The 14,084-nt window shown below is 45.8% G+C and carries 2 protein-coding genes; both read left to right on the top strand.

What is annotated here, in order from left to right; all coding sequences use genetic code 11:
• The first annotated feature begins 44 nt into the window (after positions 1 to 44).
• Positions 45 to 3,878 (top strand): non-ribosomal peptide synthetase, encoded by a 3,834-nt coding sequence (locus JVX94_RS12620; protein ID WP_205183342.1) that lies wholly within the window; start codon positions 45 to 47, stop codon positions 3,876 to 3,878.
• Positions 3,879 to 3,942: 64 nt separating this feature from the next.
• Entirely contained in the window at positions 3,943 to 14,076 is a 10,134-nt protein-coding gene (locus tag JVX94_RS12615) for a non-ribosomal peptide synthetase (RefSeq protein WP_205183340.1), read from the top strand.
• Positions 14,077 to 14,084 lie beyond the last annotated feature (8 nt).

Here is a 14,084-nt window from a genome sequence, read left to right as displayed (position 1 = left end):
CAACACGAGATCAGTCATAAAAAAAGGAAGGGAGGATGAAATAGATGAGTCAATTTAAAAGGGACCAAGTTCAAGACATGTATTATCTGTCACCGATGCAAGAAGGAATGCTGTTTCATACCCTCCATCATCAAGAAAAGGGCTTTTATATAGAGCAGATGGATATGAACGTTAAGGGTACACTGCATCATGACTTACTTGAGAAAAGCATGAATATCATTGTGGAGCGGTACGATATTTTTCGTACCGTGTTTCTCCACGAAAAAGTAAAGCGCCCTGTCCAAGTTGTACTAAAGGAACGTCCTTTTACACTTGATGTTGTGGACGTGCAAGACCTTTCTGAAGACGAACAGCTTGAACGTATAAAGAAATTCAAACAACAGGATCAGCTGAGAGGATTTGACCTCTCAAAGGATTCTCTTATGCGGGCATCTGTTTTCCAAACGGGCTCTGCCAGCTATCGCTGGATATGGAGCTATCATCATATCCTTCTTGATGGCTGGTGCTTTGGGCTTGTGGTGCAGGAGTTATTTGCGATTTACCATGCACTTTTACATGACGTTCCTTACAAGCTAGAACCGGTCAAACCATATAAAGAATATATAAAGTGGCTGGAAAAACAAGATAAACAAGCATCACTTCAATATTGGCAGCAATCATTAGCAGGGTTTGATGGACAATCGACCTTTAAAGAACAGCGAAAACAAACGAATGAACATGAATTAGGCGAAATTGAATGGTCCATGAGCAAAGAAGAAACGGCCGCTTTATCAGAGTTAGCGCTGCAGCAAAATGCGACGTTAAGCAGTGCGCTTCAATCCGTTTGGTCGATTCTGCTGAGCAGGTATCAGCGGTCAAATGATGTGCTGTTTGGAACGGTTGTGTCAGGACGGCCTGCTGACTTGGCTGGTGTTGACAGGATGGTTGGATTGTTCATCAATGTCATCCCAAGAAGAATTCAGCTGACAGATCACATGACATTTCGTGCGCTCCTGTCAGAAACACAGCAGCAGTCTCTTGCAGCCGAGCCGCACCAATATATTCCGATTTATGATATTCAGGCAAAGACAGGTCAGCAGCAGCTCATTGATCATATTGTTGTGTTTGAAAATGTGCCAGCCGCAAAGAAAGACGAGCAAGAGGCGCGGTTAGGGTTCACGGTAGAAGACATGAATGTCTATGAAAAATCAAACTATGATCTCAATCTGCTCGCATCGCCTGGAGAAGAATTACTATTGAAGCTGGCCTTTAACAAAAGAGCGTTTGATCCTCAATTTGTTCACAAGTTAAAGGAACAGCTCAGTCTATTGATAAATGAGGCGGTCAATCATCCCGATCAATCGGTTCATACAATCCCATTCGTCACGAAACAGGAAAAACAGCTGATTCTTGAGGAATGGAATGCACCTGAGCTTGAGCATGACCAGTTGTATTTGTCGAAATGGTTTGAGCATAATGTCCGCAAACAGCCAAATGCAGTGGCACTATCAGCAGAAGAGCAAACGATGACATATGCCGAGCTGAATGAACAGGCCAACCGATTGGCAAGGCATTTGCAAAAAAATGGGGCCGAACATCAAACGGTCATCGCCATTTTAGCTGATCGAACACCTGAACTCATTGTCAGTCTGCTTGCTGTCTTAAAAGCAGGCGCAGCCTATGTGCCAATTGATCCTGATTATCCAGAAAGCCGCATTCAATACATGCTTAAAGACAGCGGAGCGACGCATCTTCTGACTCACTCATCCTTTATTGGTCAGGCGAAGGGACTTGGGTTTGCTGGCACGTATCTGTTTGCAGATGATCAGGAAATTTCACTGATGAGCTCAGAGAATCTGCCGCTGGAAGCAGGTTTACACGATACGGCTTATATCATGTATACATCTGGCACAACGGGTCAGCCAAAAGGCATCATGACAACCCATTCCAATATTGCCCGGGTGGTCAAAAATACGAACTACTTAACCATTTCAGAAACAGATACACTGCTGTCGCTATCCAACAGCGTATTTGATGGCTTTACCTTTGATGTATATGGTGCGCTTTTAAACGGAGCAAAGCTTGTCCTGCCGAAAAAAGACACCATTTTAGATATGCACGAGCTAACGGAGCTGATTAAAAGAGAAAGCATTTCTGTCATGTTTATCCCAACTGCTTTATTTAATCTTCTCGTTGATGAAGAAACCGATTGGATGCGCAGTGTGCGCAAGGTGCTGTTCGGAGGGGAGCGTGCATCTGTACAGCATGTGAGAAAAGCCTTTGGTGTCATGGGAAAAGGCAGACTAATCAATGTCTACGGCCCAACCGAATCAACGGTTTTCGCCACCTATTATCCTGTAGATGAAGCTCCGCCGATCGAAGCGCATTCTATTCCAATCGGAAAGCCGATTAACCAAACGGGTGCTTATATATTGAGCCAGCAAGGACAGCTTCAGCCGATTGGAATGGTCGGAGAACTTTGTCTCAGCGGCAAAGGACTTGCGAAGGGGTATTTGAATCGTCCTGATCTGACAAAAGAAGCCTTTATTACACATCCATTTGCTGCGGGAGAAAGGCTGTATCGTACGGGTGATTTGGCTTATTTTCGAGCAGACGGTCTGATTGAGTATGCAGGCAGAGTGGACGATCAGGTGAAAATTCGCGGCCATCGAATTGAGTTGACAGAAATTGAAGCCCATCTTCTCATGCATCCAGGCGTAAAGCAAGCTGCCCTCATAACGGATCAGCATGGCTCGCAGCATACAAGGCTGCTCGCCTATATGACGTGTGAGGAGGAGTGGAAGGACAAAGTTGATGTGATCAAGTCAGGGTTGAAGGAGAAACTTCCGGCTTACATGCAGCCTCATGAACTGATCAGACTTGAGAAAATGCCGCTGACACCAAACGGAAAGGTTGATAAACGTCAGCTGCCAAAGCCAGAGGCGCCTCAAGGAAACCGCCATGTGAAGCTTCCGGCAAATGAGGTAGAACAAAAGCTGCTTGTCATGTGGCGTGAAGTGCTTGAACGAGAGGATATCAGTACAGATGACCATTTCTTTGAGCTTGGCGGACATTCTTTAAAAGCGATGTCGCTTTTATCAAAGGTGTCAAAGGAATTCGATGTTCAAGTGCCTATTCACTTGCTGTTTGAGACGCCGACAATTGAAGCAATCAGCCGTTATATTCAACAGCAGGATCATGAAGCGGCTGGCTATCTTGCATTCAATGAATCTCAAACTCCAACAGTCTTTGCTCTTCCGCCATTACCGGGTTACGGCTTTATCTATCAGGAAGCCGCCAAAACGCTTGATAGCGTTCGTTTGATCGCCTTTGACTTTATTGAAGCTGATCACCGCATGATGCAATACGTTCAGCATATTCAGCACCTTCAGCCTGAAGGGCCGCTGACTTTGATGGGCTACTCTGGTGGGTGCTATCTGGCCTTTGAGCTCATTCAATCGCTTGAACAAGCAGGGCGGACGGTGGAAAAGGTCATCATGATCGATTCCTATAAAAAAATTGGAGAAAGTGATTTAGAAGGACGATCCATTGATGACGATATCGAAGCGATTGTCCATCAATCGAAGCAAAGTGAACTTGCCCAAGAAGAGCTCGTTCAAGAAGCGCTTGCTCAAAAAACGCGGGCCTATTATGAAACATTTGTGAAGGGGGTGAATCAAGGAAAGATACAAGCAGATATTGATTTCATCCAATCAGAAGAGCAAATTGAGATTCCAGACTGGATGGGTCATTGGGAAGAAGCGACGACCGGTGCTTATCGCCATTATCAAGGCTATGGTCAACATGCTGACATGTTCAAAAACAAAGAATGTGCAGCTCAAAATGCCCAGTTGATCCAAAAGATCGTGAATCAAAAAAATAGAGAAGCTGTTTTGTAAACTTTAGATCAGGCAGGGGTTGCACATTGGCAGCTCTGCCTGTCCAAAAAGGAAAGGAACTCATATGAAACCATCAATTTTGAACCAATCAAATGTACATGAATCAATGGATACGATTTTACAAGATGTACAGAGAACCATTTTACAAACCAACGAAATCGAACGCTTCGCTGTTTTTTCTCGTGAAAAAACCATTCGACCGCGGCCATATCACCTCTCTCATTTATTTCTCGACAATCACATGGAGCAGGAGGCCGCAGTTGAATCGATACAGATGCAAACGGCTTCCCCTGCTTTAGCGGACATGCCGCCTGCCCTTTCCTATGGAGGGGATCTAGATGTTAAGGAAGGAGCCCAAACCTTGCAGGACGCCTTAACAGAGGCGGCAAAAACGACAAATGGGCTGACTTATATCGTCAATAGTGAAAATGAACTCACGCAATCCTACGCACAGTTAAAGGAGGACGCTGAGCGGGTTTTGACAGGTTTGAGGGCGCTCGGACTTGAACCAGGTGATCCTGTGTTCTTTCAGTTTTCATCCAATCATGCGATGGTAACAGCCTTTTGGGCGTGTGTGTTAGGGGGATTTGTTCCAACACTAGTGTCCGCTGCACCGACCTATCGTGAAATGAATGCCTCCGTGAAGAAGCTTCATCATGCGTGGAACCTGCTGGAGCATCCGCTCATTTTAACAGATGACTCGCTGATTGAAGAGGTGCAAGGCTTAGCTTTATTGTGGCATACAGACAAGTTACGAGTCGAAGCTGTTGAGCCGATGCTTTCTTTAGAAAGAGATATAGAGGCTTATCCAGCGTCACCGGATGATTCAGTCTTTTTTATCTTAACGTCTGGAAGTACAGGGATGCCCAAATGCGTAGAGCATTCTCATCGAAGCGTGCTGGCGAATGTCAAAGGAACAGTGGCAGCCAATGGGTTTACACAAGAGGATGTGTCGCTAGACTGGATGCCTTTAGATCATATTGGCGGCATTGTGATGTTTCACCTTGTCAATGTGTACACGGGCTGTGAGCAGGTTCGGGCAAGAACAGATGATTTTATCGCTCAGCCGCTGCGCTGGCTTGACTGGATGGACCGCTACCGTGCAACGAAGACATGGGCGCCTAACTTCGCATTTGCGATGATCAATGATTATGAGAAAGACATTTCGTCAGGATCTTGGGATCTTTCTGCTATGACTTGTATGATCAATGGGGCAGAAGCGGTCGTACCGAAGACGATTCACCGATTTTTACACTTGCTGGCTCCGCACGGCTTAAAGGGAGACGTCATTAGACCGGCTTTCGGCATGTCTGAAATCTCTTCAGCTGTTGTCTTCTCTTTTGCGATAGAGCGGGGAGATGAAAGCAGCGGGGTTCTAACCTTTGAGGAAACATCACTCACAGAGCAGCTAAGACCAGCGGAGGCACGCGAGACAGGAACCGTCAGCTTTACAGAGCTGGGAAGACCAATTCCGGGTATCACGATTCGTATCGTTAATCATCAGCATGAGCTTCTTCCCGAAGATCATATTGGCAGTGTTCAAATTAAAGGGCCGACGACAATGAAGGGCTATTACAAGAATGACGAAGCGAATCAAGAAGTCTTTCAAACAGACGGCTGGTTCCACACAGGGGATTTAGGTTTTCTGCACGAAGGAAGGCTGACATTAACCGGAAGAGAAAAAGACATGATCATCATCAACGGGAAAAATTATCACAACTATGAAATAGAAGTCATTGCAGAGGAAGTACCCGGCGTCGAAACGAGCTTTGTAGCCGCCTGTTCCGCTCGGATGGAAGCATCTGCATCCGACGAGCTGATTCTCTTTTTTACACCGAAGCTGTATGAACCTTCTTATATCATGAGGGCAAGTCAGACTATTAAATCCCATATTGCAACAAAAATGGGGCTGTCAGCATCGCGCGTGATTCCTGTCCAGAAGCATGCCTTTCCGAAAACAAGCTCTGGAAAAATAGAAAGGGCACAGCTCAAGAAGCGATGGCAGGAAGGCGAATTTGATGAAATCATCAAGGAGCTGGACATTAGACTTGAAAATGAACACACCTTGCCTGATTGGAGTTTACAAAAGAAGTGGACACCTGCTCCGCTTTATAAAGCTGAAAAACAAACAGCAGGGGACACGGTGATCTTTGCAGACACATTAGGGCTGGAAGATCAATTGAGATCCCTTTCAAGCAATGAACAAACTTATATTACGGTTGAACCGGGTCAAGCATTCACACAACTCACACAAACACACTTCATCATCCACCCGAATCGGCCGTCTGACTACGAACAACTCTTTGAGACGCTCCGTTCGTATGGCGTTTCGGTGAAACAAATCATTCACCTTTGGAACTACACAACTCAAGAAGACACACTTCATGCGGCGTTGGCGAAAGAAGCACAGGAAGCTGGCAGCATGAGTGCATTATATGTAACAAAAGCGATCGCTGCCTATGAGGAGCCGGTAGAGATCACCTTTGTCTCTGCTCATGCGATGAATTTGCCAGAAGATCAAACACATGATGTGGAGAAAGCAACGACAGCAGGACTGATGACAGCTGTTCAGCATGAATGGCCGTTTATCAAGGTGCGGTGTCTTGATTTTTCTCTGGCAGAACCGGACGCTGGCCGTTCTCATGCATCATCAATCATGACAGAGCTCACACATGACACAAGCCATCATATCGCCGCTTATCGCGAAGGTGTTCGTTATACTCCTCTTTTAACACCGCTTCATCTGGAAAAAGAACAAAGGATGAAGAAACCGCCATTTGAATCATCCGGGCTTTATGTGATGACAGGCGGGCTTGGCGGCATTGGACGAATGCTGAGTGAGCACCTGCTGACATCCTATCAAGCGCAACTTGTGCTGGTTGGAAGAAAGGCGAGAGAGGCTTTATCTATGGAGCAGCAAGACGTATTGATTTCACTTGAGAAACTAGCGGAAAAGCGCGGAGGCACAGTTCTTTATGAAAAAGTAGACATCACTGACGCAAAAGCCATTGAAGAACTGATCTCAAGACAGGAGACGGCTTTAGGCAAAAGGCTTCATGGCGTTATTCATTTCGCTGGCATCATTCAAGAAGAGCTGCTTCGTGATATGACGTCTGTGTCATTACATGCGATGTACGAAGCGAAGGTATATGGCACGATTGCGCTTCATGAAGCAGCCTCTAAACGGCACAATGTCTTATTCCTTTCTAGCTCGTCAGCGCGAACGTTAAAGGGCGGGATGACCGTTGGGGCTTATTGTGCAGCCAATGAGTTCGTTGAACAATTTGCTCATTATCAGAGGCTGACATCTTCAGTGAAGCCGTATTGCTTTAGCTTTAGCATGTGGGATGAGACCGGAATGAGTGAAGGCTCAATGATCAAAGGCATGCTAAAAGAAAGGGGCTATCTCCCGATTTCAAAACGGTCGGGCATTCAAACAATGCTAGCATGTTTGATGACAGAGGCTCCTCTCATTTATATCGGGCTGGATCGATCGAAGCAGGAAATTCAAGAAATGATACAAGGGGAGATACAAACAGAGCAGGCCGTATATGTCTTTTTCAAGACCGATCAAACAAAGGCTGTTGAAGAAAGGCTGTATCAGTCCATTTATACGTGTATACAGTCTCGTCTCTCTGGTGAATGTTCCGTCCATCTATATCCTGAAGAATACTGGAAAGAAACAGAGGATGGGATGCCGGACGAAGTGTATTTCAATGAATTAATAGAGGAAAGTGGACATGCTTCAGAGGACAGAGCACCTCAAACCGAGACGGAGAAACTCTTGGCACACATTTGGTCCGAGCTGCTTGATGTCTCAAACATCAGCTGTGGTGATCATTTCTTTTTACTCGGAGGTCATTCGCTCAAGGCAACGCAAATGCTGTCTGCTGTTAGACAAAAAACGGGATTTGACGTACCGCTCGCTGTTCTTTTTGAGCATACGAGACTTGGAGAGTTAGCGGACTGGATGGATTCACATGCCAAAGCCGATGAAGCAATTCCGATACGGAAAATAGAAAAGGGTCAGGAGCTTCCGATGTCCTATGCCCAGCAAAGACAATGGTTTCTCTATCAATTACAGCCCGATCTGCCATTATACAATAATACGATTTCCTTTCGGATGAATGGACCTTTAGATGTAAATGTGCTTCAGCGCAGTCTGCAGCAAATGGTGCAAAGGCATGAATCACTCAGAACATCCTTTGCGATGAACGGCGATGAACCGGTACAGATCATACATGAGCATATGATTCTTCCAGCGCTTGAGGTGGTTGATGTATCAGATTTGGCATCACAGGAAGAAAAAGAACAAAAAGCGGCTGAGTGGGCGAAAAAAGAAGCGGGCACACCTTTCCGCTTAGAGCATGATGCACTTAATCGCGCGAAACTGATTCGACTGTCAGAAACAGATCATTTGCTGCTGATGTCCATTCACCACATCGTGTCAGATGGCTGGTCGATTGGCATTGCCGCAAGGGAGCTGTCCGAATGGTATACAGCGATGATCGAGGGGAGGGAGCCTGATCTCTCACCGCTGCCGATTCAATATGCAGATTACGCACTTTGGCAGAAGGAGTATTTGACGGGAGAAACACTGAATAAACAGCTCTCCTATTGGAAGGAGCAATTTGCGGTACCTGTGGAAGAGTTGCTGCTGCCGTATGATTATACGCGGCCGGCCGTTCAATCTTACAGAGGAAAGACGAAAAAATACCGCCTGTCGAAGCCGCTGTCTGAGCAGCTGGCTGCTCTTTCTAAAAATACAGACAGCACCCTTTATATGACATTACTTTCGGCTTTCTCTATCTTGCTGCATCGATTGTCTTCACAGGATGAGTTTGTCATTGGATCCGTCATTGCCGGGAGAAATCGAGCAGAGATGGAGCAGCTCATCGGATTTTTCGTGAATACACTGGCACTTCGGATCGATCATAGCGGGAATCCGGCTTTCACAGAGCTATTAGAGCGAGTGAAGGAAACAACAATGGGCGCCTATGCGCATCAGGATGTGCCGTTTGAGATGGTCGTAGATGAGCTGAATATTGTACGTGAGGCTGGCAAGCAGCCGCTGTTTCAGGTCATGTTCGTTCTGCAAAACCTGCCCCTTGAAGCTTCTCCAATGGGTGAGGCGACATCCGTTTTAGCCATTGAGGATAACGATACGGCTAAATTTGATCTATCTCTGTTTGTTTTTGAAGGGGCGGAGGGTCTTCAATTAAAACTGGAGTATGATGCAGATTTATTTTCTGACGACACGATGGATCGGTTCCTTTGTTACTACGAGCAGCTGCTTGCATGTATTTGTGAAAATCCAGCACATCCGATCAGACAAATGAATTATCTGCCAGAGAAAGAGAGGCAGCAGCTGCTCTATGAATGGAGCGGCAAAACAGAACAACCAGCAGGCCCGCTTCTCATCACAGAACGGTTTGAAGCGCAGGTGAAAAAGACACCTCATGCGATCGCCCTCGAATCGGGGGAATACCAGTGGACGTATCAGGAGTTGCAAGAGAAAGTCGATCGGCTTGCTGCTTATTTGCAGCAGCGAGGAGTGAAGCCGCATGAACCAGTAGGGCTTCTGATCGACAGGTCGCCTGAAATGATTTTTGGGGTGCTGGCGATTGTAAAAGCAGGCGGGGCCTATGTCCCAATTGATCCTGAATATCCAGAAGCACGCATTGATTATATGCTCAGGGATACAGGTATTCAGCTGTTACTAACAAAAAATGAATGGCTGAAACAAGTCTCGATCAGTCAAACCGAGCTCTTTTGTCTTGATCAGGGGTATGAAGAGTTTTTATCAGAGGCAGAATTCAAACCTGCTGCTTTAAAACCTGATGGACTCGCTTATATCAATTACACATCAGGATCAACCGGTCAGCCAAAAGGGGTTTTAATTCCACATCAAGCGGTCATCCGGCTTGTATGTGAAACAGATTATGTCACCCTTGATGAACATACGCGCATTTTACAAATCGCGAGCTTTTCCTTTGATGCCTTTACGTATGAAATATGGGGAGCCCTGCTCAACGGAGGAAGACTGATACTGACCGATCGAAATACGATTTTATCAATGGATACGCTGGCTGACACGCTGACATCTTACAAGATCACAACAGGATTTCTGACAGTGCCGCTGTTTAACCGGTTAACAGAGGAACATCCAGAAGCTTTATGTGGATTCGAAGCATTATTGGTCGGTGGTGATGCTTTATCAGCTGCTCATATCCGTAAAGCGCTGCCGTATTTACCTGAAGGCCTTTTAAATGGCTATGGACCAACTGAGAATACGACGTTCTCCTGTGTGCATCACATTCGGGCACTGGATGACGGGCAGACCACGGTTCCTATCGGTCAGCCAATTGCGTATTCACAAGCCTATGTACTAGACGACCAGCTGCAGCCGGTTCCGCAAGGTGTTATTGGAGAGATCTATGTAGGCGGTACAGGGCTTGCACTCGGATACCTTGGAGATGAAGAAAAAACATCGCAATCATTTATCCCGCATCCTTTCCAAGAAGGAGCGCGTTTATATAAAACAGGCGATATGGGCCGCTGGCTGCCAAACGGCATCATCGACTGCCTTGGAAGAATCGATCATCAAGTGAAAATTCGCGGACACCGCGTCGAATGCGGAGAAATTGAAGCCGCTATGCTGCGCTTTGAAGACATCATAGAATGTGCGGTCATTCCGCATCAGCATGAGAGTGGTCATAAGCGTTTGATCGGTTATTTTGTCCAAAAGGGCAGCATGACCACGCAAGACATTCGCCATCAATTAAAAGAAATACTGCCAGATTATATGGTGCCAAGCCTTTTAATAGAGCTGGAGGAACTCCCGCTCACGGCAAATGGCAAGGTAGACCAAAAACGTCTCCCGCCGCCAGAGTGGAAACAGGAAGAAGTGGATAAACCGGCTGACAGGGCACTCAGTGAGGAAGAGCGTGTACTGGAAAAAGTGTGGACTCAGCTGCTCGGTACGCCTTCGATTGGCGTACATGATAACTACTTTGAGCTTGGCGGAGATTCGATCATTGTCATACAAATGGTGGCGCGCTTAGCACAGGAAGGCTACGTCATTCAGCCGAGAGATGTATTTGAAAAACAGACGATTTCACAGCTGGCACTCGCAATGAAAAGGGCAGATGTTTCTGTAACCTATGATCAGTCGCCTGTCACAGGAGCTGTTCGCCTGCTTCCGATCCAATCATGGTTCTTTGAGCAATCATTGACAAACCAAGATTATTGGAATTTATCAGCGCATATGGAATTCAAGAAATCCATACAGCTAAAGCAGCTGACACAGGTTCTCTCAAAAATTGTCGATCATCACGATATGCTGAGAGCGGTATATACAAAAGCAGCAGATGGCTCGTGGATTCAAACCATTCGTTCGTCTGGCATCACCCCTTGTGTCACCTTCTTTGATTTGACGGGTGTTTCTCAGGAAGAAGCGCTGGAACAAATCCGCATGGAGACCGCTGCTTGTCAAGGAACGTTGTCATTAGAGCGAGGAGAAGTGATCAAAGCCATTCTTTTTCACACAAGTGATGGTACGTCTGAACTCTTTATCGCTGCCCACCATCTTGTGATGGATGGAATCTCATGGCGTATCATACAGGAAGACCTATTAAATGGACTGAAGCAGCTTGCGGCAGGGCAGGAAATCGAGCTTGCAAAGAAAACGGCGTCCTATCAGCAGTGGGCAGATGCTCTTTATGAATATGCACAAACCGATCAATTACAAGAGCAGGTTCCTTTTTGGAAAAAGATCACGAGCCAAGAGGAAGAGGGTTCCCCTTTTCAAACACCTGCGCTTTTCAATATAGAAGAACATGCAGAGATCCTGTCTATTCAATTGACGAAGGATCAAACAGATATTTTATTAAGACAGGCATCACAAGCGTACCGAACAGAGGTAAACGATTTACTCTTATCAGGACTCACGCAAGCCGTTGGAAAGCCAATACTCATTACGTTAGAAGGGCACGGACGCGAGGATTTATTTGAACAAATGGATTTGTCACGAACAGTCGGATGGTTTACAAGCTCTTATCCTATTTTTATTCCTTTTATTCAAACCGATGTTGAGAGACAAATCAAAGATGTCAAAGAAACCTTAAGAGCTGTGCCGCAAAAAGGAATCGGCTATGGCTTGCTTCAATACATGACAGCATCTCGTTTACTCAAAAAAGCAGCGCCGCAGATGAGCTTTAATTATCTTGGACAGTTAGATCAAATAGACGGTGAAGCACATCTTTATTTAGCAGATGAACGAAATGGACATGTACATGATCCAAAAGCAGAAAGACAGCATTTGATCGATGTATACGGATATGTTGTGAACGGTCAGCTTCAGATGAATTTTATGATCCATCGTGAACTGCTTCAGTATGAAGAGGTGCGCTTGTTACCTGAACGGTTCAAAGAAAAAATGGAGGATATTCTGACGCATTGTATAGAGACAAAAGGCGGTTTTACACCATCTGATTTTCCAATGGTTCAGCTGACGCAAAAGCAAATCGATGAGCTTCCAGACAATGTAGTGGATGTGTATCCACTATCTCCAATGCAGCAAGGGATGCTGTTTCATGCACTATTAGATCAAGCATCACAGGCGTATTTTGGTCAAGTGCATATGACGCTCGAAGGCTTAACGGACGGCGCAGCCTATGAAAAAGCCTGGAATCTGCTTGTAGAGCGTCATTCGATTTTGCGGACAACATTTGCTTGGGAAGGGCTAAAGGAGCCTGTTCAGTTGATTCAATCAGAAGGAAGCATTCATCTCACTCAGCTCGATGTGCGCCACCTGAGTGAAGCGGATCAGAAGGAAGCCATCAAGCAATATTTGCAAACAGATCGTTTAAAGGATTTCAAACTAGAAGATATGAATGAACCGCTGATTCGTATTGCTTTATTCCAACGAGATGAAAACACATGCACGTTTGTTTTTAGCTTTCATCATATTTTAATTGATGGCTGGAGCTTGTTCAGCTTTATTGAAGAATCCTTTTCTTTGTATCGCTCTCTTGTGGATGAACGGGAGATGGATCTTCCTGCTGTACGTCCATATAAAGATTTTATCGAGTGGCTGCAAAAGCAGGATCAAGAGAAGGCGCTAGAGTTCTGGAAACGTTATATGTCAGGAGTAGAGGAGGCTACCCCGCTTCCAGGAGACGGCGGGCATGCTTCGGATGAAGAAGCAGGTGTTGATCAGCTAAGTATCAAACTAACGCCCGAGATGCAGCAGAAACTCGAAGAGATGACAGGCAAGAAGAAGGTGACAATGAGCACCTTGATTCAGACAGCATGGGGGCTGCTTTTGCATCTTCATTCAGGATCAGAGGATGTCGTATTCGGAGTGACAGTATCAGGACGGCCGGCGGACTTACCACAGGTTGAAAGCATGACAGGGCTCTTTATTAACACATTGCCGCTCCGTTTGCCGATCACGCCAGAGTGGACCATTTCCAAGCTGCTGGCACATACACAAGAAACAGTATTTCAGATGCGGGAATTCGAATATACCGTACTGCCAGATATTCAGCAGCTGACCCACATTCCGACTGGAGATTCATTGTTTAACAGCATTGTCGTGTTTGAAAACTATCCGATTGAATCTATCGAGCCATACGGAGTACGCATTTTAGATATTGCGAGTCATGAAGAAACGAACTATGACCTGACCCTTGTGGCAGTTCCGGGAGATACACTTGAGCTGCGGGTCACATACCGCTTCAATCAATATACAGAAAAGCAAATACAATCGCTGATGCAGCAGCTGATTCACACACTTGAAGCCATGACAGAACAAATGGAGATACCTCTCTCTTCCTTCACGATCGTCACGAATGAAGAAAAAGAGCGGATGATCACCGATTGGGCGAAAAACGCACAAGTCAGCGTGCTGTACCCAGATCAAGAAGAGGTCTATTCAGGTGTACATGATCCTTCCTGTGAGACGGAAATATACGTCCTGAGCGAAGAGCATCAGCTTATGCCGGTAGGATTTTCTGGAGATATTTTTATCGGCGCAAAGGATATTAAAGCACTTTGCGGGGAGCTTGCCGATTGGATGGAGACGCATAAAATTCCGCATCCATTCAAACATCAAACTGGCGAATACCTCTATCCGACAGGGGATGTCGGCGTTTGGACTGAAGAAAACAAGATTCAGATTTTGGATTGGATGTAGGAGGAGAA

It is taken from the genome of Bacillus sp. PDNC022 (assembly GCF_016919285.1).
In the GTDB taxonomy this organism is placed as follows: domain Bacteria; phylum Bacillota; class Bacilli; order Bacillales; family Bacillaceae; genus Bacillus; species Bacillus safensis.
Note: the sequence above shows the minus strand (reverse complement) of the source record. Positions and strands in the feature narration are given on the sequence as shown.

What these genes read in the sequence shown, in the direction of transcription:
- JVX94_RS12620 (WP_205183342.1), top strand. Translation starts at nt 45, where the DNA reads ATGAGTCAATTTAAAAGGGACCAAGTTCAAGACATGTATTATCTGTCA.
- JVX94_RS12615 (WP_205183340.1), top strand. Translation starts at nt 3,943, where the DNA reads ATGAAACCATCAATTTTGAACCAATCAAATGTACATGAATCAATGGAT.